Below are 17,177 nucleotides of genomic sequence, written 5' to 3'. Positions count from 1 at the left end.
GGGTGGGCGCAACCCTTCCGGGGTTCTGCGTCGCGAACTGGAGCTTTACGCAAATATCCGCCCCGCCCTGTCGCGCCCTGCCGTGCCCCGCCCGGTCAGCGCTGAGGTCGATCTGGTGGTGGTGCGCGAAAACCTTGAAGGCTTTTACGCCGACCGCAACATGCATGAGGGCGGGGGCGAGTTTGCCCCCGAACCGGGTGTGGGTCTTGCCTTCCGAAAGGTGACGGCCAGGGCCTCGCGCCGGATTGCCGAGGCCGCCTTTGCTCTGGCCGAGACGCGGCCACGCCGCCGGGTGACGGCGATCCACAAGGCCAATGTGATGCGGCTGACCGACGGCATTTTCCTTGCCGAGGTGCGCGCCGTGGCCGCAGCCCATCCGGGCATCGACTATGACGAACTGCTGGTCGACGCCGCCGCCGCGCATCTGGTGCGGCATCCCGGGCGGTTCGACGTGATCGTTACCACCAACATGTTCGGCGATATCCTGTCCGATCTGGCCTCTGAACTTTCGGGCGGGCTGGGGCTGGCAGCGTCGCTGAACCTCGGGCCGTCCTACGCCGTGGCGCAGGCGCAGCACGGCTCTGCCCCCGATATCGCGGGGCAGGATCGTGCCAATCCCGTGTCGCTGATCGGATCGGCCGCCATGCTCTTGCGCCATCTCGGGGCAGGGGCGGCTGCGGCTTCGGTCGAAGCGGCCATCGACGCGGCCCTGTCCAGCCCGGAAACCCGCACCCGCGATCTGGGCGGGGCCCTGGGCACCCGCGCCTTCGCCGATCATCTTGCCACCCTCATTGTGGAGTCCTGACATGCGCCAGACCGCCATTCCCTTCCATTTCCTGCGCGGCGGTACCTCTCGCGGGCCGTATTTCAACCGGGCCGACCTGCCCGAGGACCGCGAGACGCTGGCCCGCGTGCTGGTCGCGGCACTGGGATCGGGGCACAAGCTCAACATCGACGGCATCGGCGGCGGCGCGGCAGTGACCACCAAGGTGGCCATGCTGTCGCGGTCGGAAAACAATGATGCCGACATCGACTATTTCTTCGCGCAGGTCTCGGTCGAGGACGGGCTGGTGGATTTCAAGCCGACCTGCGGCAATATCCTGTCGGGCGTCGGTCCTGCCGCGCTTGAAATGGGTCTGATCGTGCCGCAGGGCGATACGACGCGCATCCGCATCCGGTCCGTCAACACCGGGGCGCTGGTCGAGGCCGTGGTGGCCACCCCCGACGGCGCGGTGGAATACGAGGGCAGCGCGCAGATCGACGGCGTGCCGGGCGCGGCGGCGCCGGTGTTCCTGAACTTCATGGATGTGGTGGGCAGCGCCACCGGCAAGCTGCTGCCGACCGGCAATCTCCGCGACGTGATTGACGGGATCGAGGTCACCTGCATGGATGTCGCTATGCCCGTGGTCATTGCCCGTGCCGCCGATTTCGGCCTGACCGGGCATGAAACCGCCGCCGAACTGGATGAAAACCGCGACTTCTATGCCCGGATGGAGCCGATCCGGCAGGAAGCGGGGCGCCGCATGGGGATGGGGGATGTGACGAAGTCGGTCACGCCGAAATTCGCCCTCCTGGCGCCGCCGCGGAACGGTGGCACCGTCACCGCGCGCTATTTCATGCCGTGGAACTGCCATCCGACCATGGCAGTGACCGGGGCGCAGTGTCTGGCCTCTGCCGTGCTGACGCCGGGCACCGTGGCCGAGGGGCTGTTCACTCCGCCCGAGGGGCAGCCGGCGCTGGTGCTGATCGAACATCCGGGCGGCGCGATCGACGTAACGGTTGACTATGAGGCAGGGGCTGACGGGTTCCACCTGCGCTCTGCCGGGTTGCTGCGCACGGCGCGGCTGCTGGCGCGGGGCGAGGTCTTTGTGCCCGGATCGGTCTGGGCCGGGCGCTGATGCGGGTTCATGTCCTTGACGACTGGGCCGATACCCTGCGGCATTTGCCGGGGTTCGCCCGGCTGTCAGGGCATGAGGTCACGATCTGGACCGACCGCGCGCCGGATGAGGCGGCGCTGGCCGAACGGCTGGCCGGGGCCGAGGCGCTGGTGCTGTTTCGGGAACGCACGGTGATCACCGCCTCGCTGCTGGACCGACTGCCGGGGTTGCGGATGATCTCGGGGCGCGGGGCATGGCCGCATGTGGATGTGGCGGCCTGTGCGGCGCGCGGTGTCACCTTCTGCTCCCGCAAGGCCGATGACATGCCGAACCATGCGGCGGCCGAGCTGACCTGGGCACTGGTGCTGGCGGCGATGCGCGATCTGCCGGGGCAGATGGCGGCACTGCGCGGCGGGCGGTGGCAGGCCGGTGTCGGGCGCAGCCTCCGGGGCCGCACCATCGGCCTTTACGGCGGGGGGCGTATCGCCCGGCTGGTGGCAGGATATGCCGGTGCCTTCGGGATGCCGGTGATCTGGTGGGGGTCCGAGGGAAGGCGCGCTGAACTGCGGGCCGCCGGTGAAACGGTGCCGGACAGCCGGGCCGCCTTCTTCGGCGGGGCGGATGTGATCTCGCTCCACCTGCGGCTGGCGCCCGAAACGCGCGGAGCAATCACAGCGGCGGATCTGGCGGCGATGCGACCGGGGGCGGTGCTGGTGAATACGGCCCGCGCCGGGCTGATCGCACCCGGTGCCCTGCTGGCCGGGCTGGAGGCCGGGCGCCCGGCGCGGGCGGCGCTGGATGTCTTCGAGGTCGAGCCTCTGACCGATCCTGCCGATCCGCTGCTGTGCCATCCGCGTGTGATCGCCACCCCGCATATCGGCTTTGTCACTGAAGACGAGTTCGACCTGCAATTCTCGGAAATCTACGACCAGATCAACGCTTTCGCCGCAGGGCAGCCGATCAGCGTCGTCGCATGAACAGTTTCGCCGCGACCGGGGCGCCGAGGATCACGAGGATCACCCGCGTCAGGTGATGCACGATGACGAAGCCCAGATCGGCGCCGGTGATGATGGCCAGCAGCGTCATTTCGGCCTGTCCGCCCGGGGCAAAGGCGAGGAACGCATCAACCGGCGGTGCCAGATGCAGCAGCGTGATCGCCTCGGTGAAGGCTGCCGACAGCGCGGCGAGGATCACCACGAAGGCGACGCCGGTCACGACGAAGCGCCGCAATTCACGCCAGGTGACGCCGACATAGCTGATGCCGATGCCGAGCCCGATCAGCAGTTGCGCCGCCATGATCGCCTCACGCGGGGGGCGCATGTGCAGCAATCCGCTGAGCGACAGGATTGCCGCGACGATCATCGGGCCAAGGATCGAGGCGCCGAACAGGCGCAGTTTCTCGGCCCCTTTCCAGCCTGCCAGCGCGGCGAAGAGCATCAGCCCGATCTGGTCTGGCGGCATGTCGATGGCCGGGGCGCCGATAGGGTGGCTGAGGCTGACGCCGTAAAGGTGGGTGGCGATGAAGGGCGCCAGCGTCACGATGATGAGCACGCGTGTCGCATGGATCAGCGACAGTGCCCGCACGTCGCCGCCCGCCTCCTGTCCGAAGACCACCATATCCTGCAACCCGCCCGGCATGGCGGCGTACCAGGAGGTCACCCGGTCGAACCCCAGCGCGCGAAAATACGGAACGCCCACCAGCGCGATCAGCGCGACGAACAGCGGCACCAGCGCCACGGTCTGCGCCATGCGGGGCAGGGCATGCACGACATCAGGCGTGATCGAAGCCCCCGCCGCCACCCCCAGCACCGTGCGCGCTGCGACCGAGACCTGCCCCATCCCGCGCAGATCAGCCCCGGCCAGGGCGGCGACCAGACAGGCGGTCAGGGGGCCGAACAGGAACGGCAAGGGCAGCCCGGCGAACCAGAACAGCGCCGCACCTATGCCTGCAAGAGACAAGGTCTTGATACGGATAGGGAAATCCTTGGTCATCACGATTCGCAGCTGCCTGTTGACTCGTTGTGTATGCGATTGTATCCACTTGGATACAGAATCGCAACCAGAGGATAGCATGACGGAGATCACCGAAGATATCCCGCAGGGTCAGCTGGCCTATCGCCGTCTGCTGGACGAGATCCGGCGCGGGCTGCTGCCGCCCGGCACGCGCCTGCGCGAGGTTGAACTTGCCGAGCGGCTGGGCCTGTCGCGCACCCCGGTGCGCGAGGCCATGCGGCTGCTGGAAGGGGACGGGCTGGTCAGCCATCTGCCGCGCCTCGGCGCGACTGTGCGCAGCCTTGATTATGCCGAGATCATGGAGCTTTACGAAATGCGCGCGGTGCTGGAAGGCACTGCCGCGCGGCTCGCGGCGCGTGCCGCATCCGAGGTAGAGCTGGCCGAGCTTCAGGCGCTGAACGCCGAATTTGCCGAAGCTTCGGCCGAGGAGGCGCGCGCGGCTGAACTGAACCGCCAGTTCCACATGATCCTGCAGGATGCCGCGAAGAACCGCTTTCTGATCAAGTCGATCGGTGCCCTGCAAAAGACCATGGCGATTCTTGGTCCGACGACGCTGATGGAACCCGACCGCGTGCAGGCGGCCGCCACCGAACATGCCCGCGTGCTGGAGGCGATGGCCGCCCGTGACGGGCTGCGCGCCGAGACAGAGATGCGCGCCCATATCGAAGCTGCGCAGCGGATGCGCCTGCGGGCGTTGCGGGCGCGTCAACCCAAGCTGGAAGAGGAGTGACCGATGTCCGAAGTGACCGGGATCTGGGATGTGATCGTGGTCGGTGGCGGCAATGCGGCGCTTTGTGCCGCGATCACCGCTGCCGAGGCAGGTGCGCGGGTGCTGTTGCTGGAGGGGGCGCCGAAGCCCTATCGCGGTGGCAATTCGCGGCACACGCGTAACTTCCGTTGCATGCATCGCGGCCCGCTGTCGGTGCTGACCGGCAGCTACGAGGAAGAGGAATATCTGCACGACCTTATGCTGGTGACGAAGGGCCGCACGGATGAATCCCTCGCCCGCTTTGCCATCCGCACGTCCGAGGAATGCCTGCCCTGGATGGAGGCGCATGGCGTGCGGTTCCAGCCCTCGCTGTCAGGTACGCTGAGCCTGTCACGCACCAACGCCTTCTTCCTTGGTGGCGGCAAGGCGCTGGTGAATGCCTATTACGCCACCGCCGAGGATCTGGGCGTGCAGGCGGTTTACGAGGCGCAGGTGCGCCATATCGGGATCGAGAATGGCCGCTTTACTCATGTCGAGGTCGAAATTGCCGGTGGCCCGCGTCAGCGGATCGAAGGGCGCGCGGTGGTTCTGGCCTCGGGCGGCTTCCAGTCGGACCTCGACTGGCTGACCCGCGCCTGGGGGCCGGCGGCAGCAAATTTCCTCATCCGGGGCACGCCCTACAACCGGGGCGTGGTGCTGCGTGACATGCTGGACCAGGGGGCTGAAAGCGTGGGCGATCCGACGCAATGCCATGCTGTCGCCATCGACGGCCGTGCGCCGAAATATGATGGCGGCATCGTCACCCGGCTGGATTGCGTGCCCTTCTCGGTTGTGGTGAACCGCGATGCCGAGCGGTTCTATGACGAGGGCGAGGATGTCTGGCCCAAGCGCTATGCCATCTGGGGGCGGCTGGTGGCCGGTCAGCCCGATCAGGTTGGTTTCGCACTGATCGACGCAAAGTCCATCGACCTGTTCATGCCTTCGGTTTTCCCGCCAGTGAAGGCGGATACGATTGCGGAACTGGGGGAGCGTCTGGGGCTGGACGGGCAGAAGCTGTCGCAGACCGTGGACAGCTTCAACACCGCCTGCCGCCCGGGCCGGTTCCATCCGACCGAACTGGACGGGCTGGCGACCGAGGGGCTGACCCCGGCCAAGACCAACTGGGCGCGCCCGCTGGATACCCCGCCCTTCTATGGCTACCAGCTGCGCCCCGGTGTGACCTTCACCTATCTGGGCCTGAAGGTCGATGCCACCGCACGGGTGCAACATCCTGCCACGCCGCTGGAAAATGTCTGGGCTGCGGGCGAGATCATGGCCGGCTCCATTCTGGGGCAGGGCTATCTCGCCGGGTTCGGCATGACCATCGGTACCGTCTTCGGCCGCGTCGCAGGGCGCGAGGCCGCCGCTTTCGTCAATTCCGGAGCCCGCAGCAATGCCGCTTGATACCCCGTCCCTTGCGCAGGAAGCGCGCCGCCAGATCGAGATCTGCAATGCCTGCCGCTATTGCGAGGGCTTCTGTTCGGTCTTTCCCGCCATGACCCGGCAAAAGGCCTTTTCCGATGGGGACCTGACCCATCTGGCGAACCTCTGCCATAACTGCCGCGGGTGCTACTACTCGTGCCAGTACACTCCGCCGCACGAGTTCGACCTGAATCTGCCCGCCGCCCTGGCCGAATTGCGTCAGGACAGCTGGGAGCGGCTGGTCGGCCCGCGCTGGCTGTCGCAGGCGTTCCACAGCAGCGGCGGGCTGATTGCTGCGGCGCTGGTGGCGGCGCTGACGCTGCTGATTGCGATGCTGAGCCTGCGGGAGCCGGGCGAGGGCGCAGGCTTCTACGCTTTCCTGCCGCATGAGGCGATGGTGGCGCTGTTCGCCCCGGCCTTCCTGCTGCCGCTGGTCGCGGTCGCGCTCGGCCTGCGCCGCTACTGGCGGGAAAGCGGTGCGGGGCCGTTGCGCCTGCGCGCCGTGCTGGCGGCGTTCACCCAGGCGGCGCGGCTGCGTGACCTGTCGGGCGGGCAGGGGCAGGGCTGCAACTTCGAGAAGGAAGAGCGTTATTCCAACGCCCGCCGCTGGTTCCATCAGGCGGTGATGTACGGCTTCCTGCTGTGCTTTGCCTCCACCGGCACGGCGACGCTGCTGCACTATCTGCTGGGGATGGAAGCGCCGTATCCGCCGCTGAGCCTGCCGAAGCTTCTGGGCATACCCGGCGGGGTTCTGCTGGTGATCGGCACGATCGGCCTTGGCTGGCTGAAAACCCGCGCCGAACGCAAGCTGGGCGCCGCGCGGGTCTGGGGCGGCGAGATGGGCTTCATCGCGCTGCTGGGTTTTGTCGCGGCGACGGGGCTGGCGCTCTACGCCGCCACCGGCACCGGCTGGGTTGCGCCGCTTCTGGCCGTGCATCTGGCCGCAGTGCTGAGTTTCTTTCTGCTGCTGCCCTATACCAAGATGGTGCATGGCTTCTTCCGCCTGACCGCGCTGATTGCCGAACAGACGCTGCAAGCCCGGAAACAGGGCTGACCGGCCCGCTGGCTTCCGGGGACGATTGTTTTCGCCCCCGGAACCGGCCCTAGGGATGGCCGTGCGGCTGGCCCATATTGCCATGGATCAGGGCCTTGCTGGCATCCTCCATGCCGCCCACCTGTTCCAGAGCCATGCGTTCGGCATCCCGCGCGCGGACATCGGCAAGCGTTTCCTCCACGATTTCCGGCGTCTCGCCCAGACGGGTCAGCGCCTCACGCCCCATCACCAGCGCCGATTCATAGGTTTCGCGGATCTGGAAAGCCGCCCCATGCCGGACCAGTTCCTGCGCATGCTGGCGCGTCAGGGCGCGGGCCAGAACCGGCACCATCGGAAATTCGTGTCGCGCCAGCTCGACGATCTGGGAAATCACATCGCGGTCTGATGCGGCGACAATGATCAGGCTCGCCTCATCCGCCCCGGCAGCATGCAGGATATCCAGGCGGCAGCCATCGCCATAAAACACCTTGAAGCCGAACCGTTCGGCATCGCGGATGGCCTGCGGATCGGTGTCGATGATCGAGAGGCTGTGACCGCGCGCCAGAAGCGGCTGACTGGCGATCTGGCCGAAGCGGCCGAAGCCGATCAGCAGGACTCGCCCGGTCAGACATTCCACCTCTTCCACGCCTTCCAGCGATGCCGCGATCCGGGGCGTCAGCCTGCCATGCAGAATGATCATCAGCGGCGTCAGCACCATGGAGATGATGATGATGGCGGTGAGATTGGCATTCCATTCCGGCGTGAGGATCCCGAACTGGGTCGCGGCGGCATAAAGCACGAAAGCGAACTCGCCGCCCTGCGCCATCAGCACTGCACGCTCCAGCGCCTCGTCCTTCGGGGCCCTGGTAATGCGGGCCACGACATAGATCACCAGCATCTTCAGGATCATGAAAGCCGGAACCGAGATGGCGATGACGGCCCAGTTGGTTGCGATGATGTTCAGGTCCAGCGCCATGCCGACGCCAAGGAAGAACAGACCCAGCAGCAAGCCCCGGAACGGTTCGACATCCGCCTCAAGCTGATGACGGAAGCTGGATTCCGACAGCAGAACCCCCGCAAGGAAGGCGCCCATCGCCATGGACAGGCCGCCCGCATTCATCAGGACGGCGGCGCCCAGCACCACAAGCAGCGCGGCGGCGGTCATCACCTCGCGCGCGCCGAAACGGGCCAGCAGGCGGAACATCGGGTCCAGAAGATAACGCCCCGCCAGAACCAGCGCCGCAATGGCCGCCAGACCGATGGCGATACCCTCCAGCCGGTCGGTCAGGGTCGCGTCACCGCCACCGGGGGCGAGGAAGGCCACGATGGCCAGCAGGGGAACAATGGCCAGATCCTCGAACAGCAGGATGGCAATGATCCGGCGGCCCCGTGGCTGGGCCATCTGTCCCCGGTCCTGAAGCAACTGCATCACGATGGCTGTCGAGGTCAGCACGAAGCCGGTGCCGGAGACAAAGCTCGCCTCGACCGGATAGCCCAGCGTGATGCCGACCCAGATCAGCGCGAAGATGGCCAGACAGACCTGAAGCGTGCCCAGCCCGAAGATCTCGCCCCGCATGGCCCAGAGCCGTGAGGGCTGCATCTCCAGTCCGATCACGAAGAGGAACAGCACGACCCCCAGTTCGGCAACATGGAGGATTGATTGCGCATCGTGGAAGAAGCCCAGACCATAGGGGCCGATTGCCAGCCCCGCTGCCAGATAGCCCAGAACCGACCCCAGCCCGATGCGGCGAAACACCGGAACCGCCACCACGGCTGCCGCCAGCAGCACGACGATGGGAACGAGGTCAAAGCCGTGATGCGCGGCCTCGGTCGCGGCGCCTATAGGATCGGACATGGATCAGCCTTTCAGTTGCCAGGCGGTGAGGGCGGCCACTGCAGCCGGAACGGCAAAGACCAGTGCCAGAATCGGCAGTTCCTGTGCCAGGGTGTAGCCGGCGCGGGTGACGCCAACCCACATGTTGACCAGTGCGACACCGGCCCAGGCCGGGACAAACCATTTGGCTGCCACGGCGATCCCGGCGGCGTCATGGCCCCAGAGCCGCCCGAACAGCGCAAAGACCGCCAGAAGCAGCAGCCCCGCGAAAATCACCATTACCATATGCATCCGTTCACTCCTTGCGCGTCGGCGCGCCTTGTCTTTGCGCAGTAGGTCGGAACTGCGCCGGTCCGTAAAGCCCCTGCCTTCGGCGGAGCGTGATATCCTGATCAGACTCTGCGGACGGGTCGGATAGCTGTTCCTGACAGGACTGCGGGAAAGAAAAGCGGCCCGACCTCTGGGGAAGGCCGGGCCAGACGGGTTGTCACCTCGCGGTGAAGCCGCCGTCGACGGGGATCATCCGCTCCGCCCGCCCGCTGCCCTCGGGGACGAGAGCAGGGGGGCCGGAACGGGTGCCCCGATTTTGGCAAGGTTTGCCGCTGTTGCCGTCTGCCTTGCCTGCCGCGAACAGCGCATTCGGCGCGCTGATCCGCCCTGAGCCGCGAAGCATGGCCGCCATGCGGGCGGCCCTTGCTTCCGGCCCGGCCTGCACGTCGGACGGTTGAGAGGTGCAGGGGCTCAATACGCATTCCACTCGCTATACCTTAAACATGGATCTGCAATTTATATTCTGGAACTCGTCGAAAAATCCGGCGATCCTGACTTCACCTGTCGGAATGTTCGAACAATGGACCGGATCGACCTCTATCGCATTTTCGCCCGCGTGATCGAAACCCGCAGCTTCACCCGTGCGGCCGATACGCTGGACATGCCGCGGTCCAGTGTCTCGACCGCGATTGCCGAGCTGGAGGCGAGACTGGGCGCGCGTCTGCTGAACCGCACGACCCGGATGGTCGCGCCCACCGACGAAGGGGCAGAGCTTTACGAACGTTGCCTCGTCTTTCTGGCCGAGAGCGAGGAACTGGAGACGATGTTCCGCTCCGCCTCGCGCCGGATCGAGGGGCGTATCCGCGTCGATGTGCCAGGCCGCATCGGGCGCCTGATCCTTGCCCCGGCTCTGCCGGAGTTTCTGGCGCTGTGGCCCGGCATCCGGGTCGAGCTGGGGATGACGGACCGTGCGGTCGATCTGGTCGGCGAACGGGTGGACATTGCCCTGCGCGTGGGGCCGCTGCGCGATTCCGGCCTGCGCGCCCGACGGGTGGGGGAGATTGCCCAGATCAATGTCGCGAGCCCCGGTTATCTGGCGGAATACGGTCTGCCGATGTCACCAGATGATCTCGAACAGCATTGGCAGGTTGCCTATGCCTCGCCTTCAAACGGGCGGTTGATGGACTGGGAATGGCAGGAGGGAGGCCAGACCCGGTCGCGTCCGATGTCGTGGCGGGTATCGGCCAACAGCGCCGAGGGCTATATCGCCTGCGCGCTTGCGGGGCTGGGGCTGATCCAGATTCCGGCTTATGACGTAGCTGCGCACCTTGCCTCGGGCGACCTGGTCGAGATCCTGCGCCAGCATCGGCCCGAGCCGATGCCGATGCACCTGCTGTTCCCCGGCAGCTTGCGAACTATGCGGCGCCTGACGGCGTTTTCCGACTGGATGGAAGCCGTGCTGCGCCGCAGCCTGTGATACGAGCAGGGGGGGCCTGTATACGGCCGGAGAAGAATATCCTCAGCTTCTCCGGCAAGTTGGATCAGCCCGACTCAACGCATAAGAAAAAGAAAACTTTCGCAACGGGTTGAAAGGCAAGGCGGTGGTTCAGCAAGTTAGCAGCCCGGCCACGAAATCGGCGCGTTGCCGGATATCGGTGCGGGGAAGTTCCGCGATCTCGTATCCAAGTGCGGCGTAGGTTTCACGCATGATTGCGCAGGTTGCTTCGGCTTCGGTGCGGCCTTGCCTGCGCTCGGTATCCTGCGTGAAGATCGCGTCCCAGTGCGGGGCCAGAAAAACCCTGCGGTTGTAACGGTTTGCCTTGGCTGCCGTCGTAAGCCTGGGCGGTGGCGTAAGCCCGCAGAGCTTCAGATAGCCCAGGACATCGGGGATGGCCCGGTCAAAGATCACGGGCCCGGCAAGGCCCTGTGCCGTGTGGTGGGCGTGGAGGTCATACTGAAGCATCCTCTCGGCATAGCTGACGCGATCTGCCCAGGGGAGGGCGCTGCCGCCGGATTGCATCTCGGCGCGGATGATCGCGCGACCGGCTTCGGGAATCGTGTGAAAGCCGCGGCGGGCGAGTTCGGTGATCAGGCTGGTCTTGCCCGCACCGGGGCCGCCCGTCACGACGAAGAAATGGTCACTCATGGGCCATCCTCGGGTTTGACAGGGGGAAGGGCAGTGCCACCATCAGCACGCCTTGGGCGTGGACCGAAGCGGTATGGGTGGTTGGGAGGAAACGGCATAAGCCAGTACGACATCAGAGGCACCTCACCTCAAAGAGGCCGCGCAACTCTGATTTTGCATCGGTTTATTTGGTGGAGCCAGGGAGGATCGAACTCCCGACCTCTTGAATGCCATTCAAGCGCTCTCCCATCTGAGCTATGACCCCACCGGGTATCTTCGCGTTTTACTTTCGATCTGGGCGACCGAACCGCGTCGATGCGGGCTATCTATGGGATGGCGCGGAGGGCTGCAAGCAGAAAATTCATCCCTCCGCACCAAATTTTCAGACGTCTTCCTCGTCCCCGGCCACATCGGCCAGTTCGTCCAGCGACACGTTGTCGTCGGCGTCGTCTTCCAGCAGATCATCGTCCAGATCGTCGTCGTTGCCGACGCCGGCTTCCAGCAGATCGTCATCGGTATCCAGATCGTCGACCAGCGTATCGTCATCCTTCTCGGGCGTGCGCGAGACGGTCGAGGCGGCGAGTTTGCGCCGCGCGCTTTCGATATCCACGATCTCGCCCGTGTAGGGGCTGACGATCGGCGTCCGGTTCAGGTCATAAAAGCGCTTCCCGGTGGTCGGGCAGAGGCGCTTCGTCCCCCATTCTTCATTGGGCATGGTATTTCCCTTGAAACTGGCCATAAGGGCGGCCGGCTGAGCCAGCGAATGCTGGCCCATGCCACAGTGAGACGGCGCTGTCAAAACCTTTTGCCAAGGTTGCGCCCTGCGGCCATCTGGCTATCTTCTGGGAAAAAATCAAGAGGCGTCCATGCCATTGCTGCCGAGTTCCGACCCCGCGCTGCCGCCGGTCGAGATCACTTTGCGCCGGTCGGCGCGCACGCGGCGGTTTTCGCTGCGTGTCTCGCGGCTTGACGGACGTGTCACGCTGTCGCTGCCCCAGCGCGCGCGCGAATCGGATGCGCTGGCCTTCGCCCGGGAACAGGAAGGCTGGATTCGCCGGGCGCTGCGCACGGTGCCCGAGGGGCGGGATATCCGCTTCGGCTCGGTCTTCCCTGTCGAGGGGCAGGGGCTGGTGCTGCGGCCGGGTCCGGGACGAACCATCCGGCTGGCGGATGATTCGCTTTTCGTGCCGGGGGAGGAGGCGCAGTTGCCGCAACGGCTCGGGGCCTGGCTGAAACACCGCGCGCGAGACCGGCTGGCAGCAGCCTCGGATCTGTATTCAGGGCGGCTGGGTCGACCCTATCGCAGCCTTACCTTGCGTGACACGCGGTCGCGCTGGGGCAGTTGCACGCATGACGGGCGGCTGATGTATTCATGGCGGCTGATCCTCGCGCCGCCTGCTGTGCTGGATTATGTCGCCGCGCATGAGGTGGCGCATCTGGCCGAGATGAATCACTCCGACGCCTTCTGGGCCGAGGTGGCGCGGCTTTGCCCAGGTTATCAGGCGCCCCGGCGCTGGCTGAAAACCGAAGGGCAGGTGCTGCATGCCTATCGTTTCTGACGGAGGTATTGACCCCGCCCCGCTGCGGGTGTTTCGCTGAGGCCACCATGCAGACGCCCCGACCCAGCGATACCGCCGCCGCCCATGAACGGCTTTACCGCAGCCTGCGAACGCAGGTGATGCATGGCGAACTGGCTCCTGGTCAGGCGCTGACCCTGCGCGGTCTCGGCAAGCAATACGGCGTGTCGATGACACCCGCGCGCGAGGCGGTGCGGCGGCTCGTGGCGGAAGGGGCGTTGACGCTCTCGTCGTCCGGTCGGGTCGCGACCCCCGAACTCGGACCGGAACGGATCGAGGAACTGGCGGCCATTCGCGCCCTGCTGGAGCCGGAACTGGCCGCCCGCGCCCTGCCGCGTGCCCATTTCGCACTGATTGACCGGCTGACGGCGATCAACGTCGCCAATGCCGAGGCGGTGGCCCGGCAAGATTCGGTGGCCTACATCCGTACCAACCTCGAATTTCACCGCACGCTCTATCTGCGGGCACAGGCGCCAGCGATGCTGGCCATGCTGGAAACCGTGTGGCTGCAACTGGGGCCGACGATGCGAGCGCTATATTCTCGCCTGCGCCGGAACGAACCCCCGCAACATCACCGCATGATCCTTGCCGCCCTGCGCGCGGGCGACGAACCGGCGCTGCGGCTGGCGGTGCGTACCGATGTGACGCAAGGTCTGCGGCATCTGGCCAGCTGACGTATCGCAACACTCGCGGGTGGATTTGACCCTGATCAAGTCACTTGCGGGGACTTGGACCTATGACGGATCAAACCCGGAATGGAGGCCCCCATGCGTGACCGTCTGCTTGCCCTTTTCGCCCGCTGGCGTGCCTTGCAGGAAATCGAGGCGATGTCAGAACGTGATCTGGCGGATCTGGGCATGACCCGTGACCAGATCCTCGATTTCGCCAGCGCGCCCGCCGATACCGAACAGCGCATGGCGGCCATGGCCCGCATCTTCGGCCTGAGCATGGACGAGCTTCGCCGGGAATATGCCACCTATCTTGATATGGTGCAGACCTGCGGCCATTGCAGTGCCCGGCGCCAGTGTTCTGACACGCTGGCCCATGCAGCGCAGGCCCATCCCGAGGATTGCGGATTCTGCCCGAATGCCCGCGATTATGCGGATCGTGCCGCGATGAAGTCCGTCCGCGCCGCCTGACCCTGCGGCGGGTGTTCGGGGGCCTTCCCCTCGTGGCGTCCTCGGCTATAGTCCGGGGACGACAGGAGAAACGTGCATGACCATCCATATCGGAGCCAAACCCGGTGACATCGCCGAAACCGTCTTGTTGCCGGGCGATCCCTATCGCGCCCGCTGGGCGGCACAGACCTTTCTCAAGGATGCCGTTCTGGTGAACGAGGTGCGCGGAATGCTGGCCTATACCGGCACCTGGAACGGGCACCGGGTCACCATCCACGGCAGCGGCATGGGCATGCCCTCACTGTCGATCTATGTGAACGAGCTCATCCGGGATTATGGCGCCCAGACGCTGATCCGCATTGGCTCAGCCGGGGGCATGCAGCCGCATGTGAAGGTGCGCGATGTGGTGCTGGGGATGTCGGCCTGCACCACGGGCACGCCCTCCAGCACGATGTTCCGCGAACTCAACTATGCGCCGACAGCGGATTTCGGGCTGTTGAAGGCCGCGTGGGAGGCCGGGCAGGGCAAGGGGATCGGTCTGCATGCCGGGCAGATCTATTCCTCCGACACCTTCTATGACGAACGGCCAGACCTGAACGAACAGATGCAGCGCCATGGTGTGCTGGCGGTGGAGATGGAGGCGGCGGAGCTTTACACCCTTGCCGCCCGCTATGGCCGCCGCGCGCTGGCAGTGCTGACCATCTCGGACCACCTGCTGACGCATGAGGCGCTGCCGTCGGATCAGCGTGAGCAGAGCTTCGGCGATATGGTTGACATCGCCCTGACCGCCGCCTTCGCCTGAGCGCCACGCAAGAGTTTTCCTTAAAACTCTTGCAAATTCCTTGAGAAAGGAATTTGCGCGGGGCTGGTGCCTCAGGGTGCCCGAAGGGCCCGCGCGACCCGCTCTGCCGGGTGGCCGGGCTTCAGCGACCGCGCCGACCACAGGCGCAGCGCCGTGGGCAGGCGCACCCGCTGCGGCAGCGGAGCCACCAGTTGACCGCGCGCCAGATGCCCGGCGACCAGCGATCCATGCGCCATCAGCACGCCCGCGCCATTTGCCGCCTCTTCCACCGCCAGCGCATAGAGCGAAAACACCGGGCCACGCGGGCGAAAGGCGGTGTCAGGCATCGCGACGGCAGCCCAGATCCGCCAGTCCTCTGCCCAGGCGCTGTCGATCAGACAGGGTAGGACCGCCAGATCCTCGGGTCGTGTCAGCCGTGCCGCCAGTTGCGGTGCGCAGACCGGGAAGATGACTTCCTCTGCCACCAACCGGCCTTCCCGTCCCGGAAACAGGCTCAGGTCATAGGGCGCGCGTTTCAGGTTGGGCGGCGCCTCCATCGCGGTGATCGAGATTTCGACACCCGGCATCTGCGCCCGAAGTCCCGGCAGCCGGGGCGACAGCCACAGTTGGGCCAGAGCGGGCAGGGTGGCGATATGCACGATCTTCGGCGCGGCTTCGGCCCGAAGGTGGTGCACAGCAAGCCCCAGCGCATCGAAAGCGGCGGTGAATTCAGGCAGCACCCGCGCGCCAGGGGCTGTGAGCTCCACCCCCTTCGGCCCGCGCGTGAACAGCCGCGCGCCCAGCCGCGCCTCCAGCGCCTTCACATGGGCGGTGACCGCACCTGGCGTCACACCCAGTTCCAGCGCCGCAGCGGTAAATCCGCCCAGCCGGGCGGCGGCCTCGAAGGCGCGCAGGGCGGTTAATGGCAGATCCGCAGGGCGGGGTGGGGAGACGGGCATGGCAAGGCTCAGATTTCCTCACCCTAGATTTTCGCAAAACTGGTTTGCCCGCAAGGAACTCCTGCGTTTTGCTGCGTCAAAAGGAGATCGCCATGCCCCACCTTGCCCGCCGCCCCTGGGTTCCCGCCGCCTGCGAGGATCATATCCAACGCCTCGCCGCTGCCGTCCGAGCGCCTTCTGACGCGGTGGCAGACCGGATCGAGGCATTGATTGCCCGCAACAGTGTCATCCACGATACGGAATGCTTCAACCTGAACCCCGCCACCAATGTGATGAACCCGAAGGCAGAGGCGGCACTGGCGCGGGGCCTCGGCTCCCGCCCCTCGCTGGGCTATCCGGGCGACAAATACGAAATGGGGCTGGAGGCGATTGAGGAAATCGAGGTCATCGCGGCTGAACTCGCGGCAGAGGTCTTTGGCGCGACCCATGCCGAGATCCGGGTGGCTTCGGGCGCGCTGGCCAATCTTTACGGTTTCATGGCGCTGGCGCAGCCAGGCGATGCGATCATCGCGCCGCCGCCGGCAGTGGGGGGCCATGTTACCCATCACAAGGCGGGCTGCGCCGGGCTTTATGGCCTTCACACCCATGCCGCGCCGGTGAATGCCGATGGCTATACCGTTGATCTTGACGCGCTGGAGACGCTGGCGCTGCGCGTGAAGCCGAAGATCATCACCATCGGTGGCAGCCTGAACCTGTTCCCGCATCCGGTGCGCGAGATCCGGGCGATTGCCGACAAGGTGGGCGCCAGGGTGCTGTTCGATGCGGCGCATCAATGCGGCATCATCGCGGGCGGTGTCTGGGCCAATCCGCTGGCTGAGGGCGCGCATCTGATGACGATGAGCACTTACAAAAGCCTCGGCGGTCCGGCGGGCGGGCTGATCGTAACCAATGACGCCGAAATCGCCGGGCGACTGGACCAGATCGCCTTTCCCGGCCTGACCGCGAATTTCGATGCCGCCAAATCGGCGGCGCTGGCGATCAGCCTGCTCGATTGGCGCGATTTTGGCGCGGCCTATGGGCAGGCGATGGTTGACCTCAGCCGCGCGCTGGCGGGCGAACTGGCGGCGCAGCGCCTGCCGGTTTTCGGTGCGGCGCAGGGCATGACCCAGAGCCACCAGTTTGCTGTCGAGGCGGCGGCTTTCGGCGGCGGTCAGGCGGCGTCGAAAGTGCTGCGCAAGGCGGGCTTCCTCGCCTGCGGCATCGGCCTGCCATTGCCAGAGGTGCCGGGCGATCTGAACGGGTTGCGCATTGGCACGCCGGAACTGGTGCGCCGCGGCGTCACACCCGCTGATGCCCCCGCGCTGGCGGCGCTGATCGCCGAGGCGCTGCGCGGCAATGATCCGGCGGCGCTGGCCCCCCGCACTGCCGAGATGCGCAAGAAATTCACCGGGGTGCATTACATCCACCCTTGAACGTTCCG

General features: G+C 66.1%; 18 protein-coding genes and 1 tRNA gene. 12 read left to right on the top strand and 7 right to left on the bottom strand.

Features of this window, described 5'->3' with window-relative positions; all coding sequences use genetic code 11:
• The 3 genes from AO684_RS17940 to AO684_RS17930 all read left to right on the top strand — a co-directional run.
• A partial coding sequence (locus AO684_RS17940; protein WP_054304092.1) for an isocitrate/isopropylmalate dehydrogenase family protein occupies nucleotides 1-805 on the top strand: 805 nt, incomplete at its 5' end.
• A gap of 1 nt (nucleotide 806) precedes the next feature.
• Nucleotides 807-1,898 (top strand): 4-oxalomesaconate tautomerase, encoded by a 1,092-nt coding sequence (locus AO684_RS17935; protein WP_054304091.1) that lies wholly within the window; start codon nucleotides 807-809, stop codon nucleotides 1,896-1,898.
• Entirely contained in the window at nucleotides 1,898-2,854 is a 957-nt protein-coding gene (locus tag AO684_RS17930; RefSeq protein ID WP_054304090.1) for a D-2-hydroxyacid dehydrogenase family protein, read from the top strand. Before AO684_RS17935 ends, AO684_RS17930 begins: the two co-directional genes overlap by 1 nt.
• On the opposite strand, the gene AO684_RS17925 is transcribed toward AO684_RS17930, so the two are convergent.
• Nucleotides 2,838-3,869: an AbrB family transcriptional regulator gene (locus AO684_RS17925; RefSeq protein WP_054304089.1), complete on the bottom strand. Its 1,032-nt coding sequence runs from the start codon at nucleotides 3,867-3,869 to the stop codon at nucleotides 2,838-2,840. The two genes, AO684_RS17930 and AO684_RS17925, sit on opposite strands and share 17 nt — an antisense overlap.
• Before the next feature lie 79 nt (nucleotides 3,870-3,948).
• On the opposite strand from AO684_RS17925, the gene AO684_RS17920 reads away from it, so the two are divergent.
• Genes AO684_RS17920 through tcuB form a run of 3 tightly spaced genes read left to right on the top strand, consistent with a single transcriptional unit; the run spans nucleotide 3,949 to nucleotide 7,114 of the window.
• A complete protein-coding gene (locus tag AO684_RS17920) occupies nucleotides 3,949-4,620 on the top strand; it encodes a GntR family transcriptional regulator (protein WP_054304088.1) in 672 nt (223 codons plus the stop codon).
• A gap of 3 nt (nucleotides 4,621-4,623) precedes the next feature.
• Nucleotides 4,624-6,042: an FAD-dependent tricarballylate dehydrogenase TcuA gene (gene tcuA, locus AO684_RS17915; RefSeq protein ID WP_304437872.1), complete on the top strand. Its 1,419-nt coding sequence runs from the start codon at nucleotides 4,624-4,626 to the stop codon at nucleotides 6,040-6,042.
• The gene (gene tcuB / locus AO684_RS17910; protein ID WP_054304087.1) at nucleotides 6,032-7,114 is read left to right on the top strand and encodes a tricarballylate utilization 4Fe-4S protein TcuB; all 1,083 of its coding nucleotides are present in this window, start codon (nucleotides 6,032-6,034) and stop codon (nucleotides 7,112-7,114) included. The genes tcuA and tcuB overlap by 11 nt, the downstream gene beginning before the upstream one ends.
• Before the next feature lie 49 nt (nucleotides 7,115-7,163).
• Here the strand turns inward: tcuB and AO684_RS17905 are convergent, their stop codons facing one another.
• Both AO684_RS17905 and AO684_RS17900 read right to left on the bottom strand, forming a co-directional pair.
• Complete coding sequence (locus AO684_RS17905) at nucleotides 7,164-8,948, bottom strand: monovalent cation:proton antiporter-2 (CPA2) family protein (protein ID WP_054304086.1); 1,785 nt, start codon at nucleotides 8,946-8,948, stop codon at nucleotides 7,164-7,166.
• Between the two features lie 3 nt (nucleotides 8,949-8,951).
• On the bottom strand, nucleotides 8,952-9,218 hold the full coding sequence (locus AO684_RS17900) for a hypothetical protein (RefSeq protein WP_054304085.1): 267 nt from the start codon (nucleotides 9,216-9,218) through the stop codon (nucleotides 8,952-8,954).
• Between the two features lie 559 nt (nucleotides 9,219-9,777).
• Here AO684_RS17900 and AO684_RS17890 point away from each other — a divergent pair.
• Entirely contained in the window at nucleotides 9,778-10,674 is an 897-nt protein-coding gene (locus tag AO684_RS17890; protein ID WP_054304083.1) for a LysR family transcriptional regulator, read from the top strand.
• A gap of 129 nt (nucleotides 10,675-10,803) precedes the next feature.
• On the opposite strand, the gene AO684_RS17885 is transcribed toward AO684_RS17890, so the two are convergent.
• From AO684_RS17885 to AO684_RS17875, 3 genes are all read right to left on the bottom strand, one after another.
• Entirely contained in the window at nucleotides 10,804-11,343 is a 540-nt protein-coding gene (locus AO684_RS17885) for an AAA family ATPase (RefSeq protein ID WP_054304082.1), read from the bottom strand.
• A gap of 168 nt (nucleotides 11,344-11,511) precedes the next feature.
• Nucleotides 11,512-11,587: transfer RNA gene (locus tag AO684_RS17880), tRNA-Ala, on the bottom strand.
• Nucleotides 11,588-11,704: 117 nt separating this feature from the next.
• Nucleotides 11,705-12,037: a TIGR02300 family protein gene (locus AO684_RS17875; protein WP_054304104.1), complete on the bottom strand. Its 333-nt coding sequence runs from the start codon at nucleotides 12,035-12,037 to the stop codon at nucleotides 11,705-11,707.
• Between the two features lie 151 nt (nucleotides 12,038-12,188).
• Here AO684_RS17875 and AO684_RS17870 point away from each other — a divergent pair, with 151 nt between their 5' ends.
• From AO684_RS17870 to deoD, 4 genes are all read left to right on the top strand, one after another.
• A complete protein-coding gene (locus tag AO684_RS17870; protein ID WP_054304081.1) occupies nucleotides 12,189-12,881 on the top strand; it encodes a M48 family metallopeptidase in 693 nt (230 codons plus the stop codon).
• A gap of 47 nt (nucleotides 12,882-12,928) precedes the next feature.
• Nucleotides 12,929-13,573, top strand: coding sequence for a GntR family transcriptional regulator (locus AO684_RS17865; protein ID WP_054304080.1), 645 nt, complete (start codon nucleotides 12,929-12,931; stop codon nucleotides 13,571-13,573).
• Nucleotides 13,574-13,666: 93 nt separating this feature from the next.
• Nucleotides 13,667-14,038, top strand: a complete 372-nt coding sequence (locus tag AO684_RS17860) for a DUF6455 family protein (protein WP_161806027.1) — start codon at nucleotides 13,667-13,669, stop codon at nucleotides 14,036-14,038.
• 76 nt (nucleotides 14,039-14,114) lie between these two features.
• Nucleotides 14,115-14,819, top strand: a complete 705-nt coding sequence (gene deoD / locus AO684_RS17855) for a purine-nucleoside phosphorylase (protein WP_054304078.1) — start codon at nucleotides 14,115-14,117, stop codon at nucleotides 14,817-14,819.
• Nucleotides 14,820-14,890: 71 nt separating this feature from the next.
• Here the strand turns inward: deoD and AO684_RS17850 are convergent, their stop codons facing one another.
• The gene (locus AO684_RS17850; protein WP_054304077.1) at nucleotides 14,891-15,757 is read right to left on the bottom strand and encodes a LysR family transcriptional regulator; all 867 of its coding nucleotides are present in this window, start codon (nucleotides 15,755-15,757) and stop codon (nucleotides 14,891-14,893) included.
• Nucleotides 15,758-15,849: 92 nt separating this feature from the next.
• On the opposite strand from AO684_RS17850, the gene glyA reads away from it, so the two are divergent.
• Entirely contained in the window at nucleotides 15,850-17,169 is a 1,320-nt protein-coding gene (gene glyA / locus AO684_RS17845) for a serine hydroxymethyltransferase (protein ID WP_054304076.1), read from the top strand.
• Nucleotides 17,170-17,177: the final 8 nt, after the last annotated feature.

This window comes from Gemmobacter sp. LW-1, assembly GCF_001303875.1.
Lineage (GTDB): Bacteria > Pseudomonadota > Alphaproteobacteria > Rhodobacterales > Rhodobacteraceae > Gemmobacter > Gemmobacter caeni.
Note: the sequence above shows the minus strand (reverse complement) of the source record. Positions and strands in the feature narration are given on the sequence as shown.

Excerpts from the sequence above, each read along its gene's own strand:
- AO684_RS17865 (WP_054304080.1), top strand. The coding sequence starts at position 12,929 with ATGCAGACGCCCCGACCCAGCGATACCGCCGCCGCCCATGAACGGCTT.
- glyA (WP_054304076.1), top strand. The coding sequence starts at position 15,850 with ATGCCCCACCTTGCCCGCCGCCCCTGGGTTCCCGCCGCCTGCGAGGAT.
- AO684_RS17875 (WP_054304104.1), bottom strand. The coding sequence starts at position 12,037 with ATGCCCAATGAAGAATGGGGGACGAAGCGCCTCTGCCCGACCACCGGG.
- AO684_RS17920 (WP_054304088.1), top strand. The coding sequence starts at position 3,949 with ATGACGGAGATCACCGAAGATATCCCGCAGGGTCAGCTGGCCTATCGC.
- AO684_RS17925 (WP_054304089.1), bottom strand. The coding sequence starts at position 3,869 with ATGACCAAGGATTTCCCTATCCGTATCAAGACCTTGTCTCTTGCAGGC.
- AO684_RS17930 (WP_054304090.1), top strand. The coding sequence starts at position 1,898 with ATGCGGGTTCATGTCCTTGACGACTGGGCCGATACCCTGCGGCATTTG.
- AO684_RS17870 (WP_054304081.1), top strand. The coding sequence starts at position 12,189 with ATGCCATTGCTGCCGAGTTCCGACCCCGCGCTGCCGCCGGTCGAGATC.
- tcuB (WP_054304087.1), top strand. The coding sequence starts at position 6,032 with ATGCCGCTTGATACCCCGTCCCTTGCGCAGGAAGCGCGCCGCCAGATC.
- deoD (WP_054304078.1), top strand. The coding sequence starts at position 14,115 with ATGACCATCCATATCGGAGCCAAACCCGGTGACATCGCCGAAACCGTC.
- AO684_RS17935 (WP_054304091.1), top strand. The coding sequence starts at position 807 with ATGCGCCAGACCGCCATTCCCTTCCATTTCCTGCGCGGCGGTACCTCT.
- AO684_RS17890 (WP_054304083.1), top strand. The coding sequence starts at position 9,778 with ATGGACCGGATCGACCTCTATCGCATTTTCGCCCGCGTGATCGAAACC.
- AO684_RS17900 (WP_054304085.1), bottom strand. The coding sequence starts at position 9,218 with ATGCATATGGTAATGGTGATTTTCGCGGGGCTGCTGCTTCTGGCGGTC.
- AO684_RS17905 (WP_054304086.1), bottom strand. The coding sequence starts at position 8,948 with ATGTCCGATCCTATAGGCGCCGCGACCGAGGCCGCGCATCACGGCTTT.
- AO684_RS17860 (WP_161806027.1), top strand. The coding sequence starts at position 13,667 with ATGCGTGACCGTCTGCTTGCCCTTTTCGCCCGCTGGCGTGCCTTGCAG.
- AO684_RS17850 (WP_054304077.1), bottom strand. The coding sequence starts at position 15,757 with ATGCCCGTCTCCCCACCCCGCCCTGCGGATCTGCCATTAACCGCCCTG.
- tcuA (WP_304437872.1), top strand. The coding sequence starts at position 4,624 with ATGTCCGAAGTGACCGGGATCTGGGATGTGATCGTGGTCGGTGGCGGC.
- AO684_RS17885 (WP_054304082.1), bottom strand. The coding sequence starts at position 11,343 with ATGAGTGACCATTTCTTCGTCGTGACGGGCGGCCCCGGTGCGGGCAAG.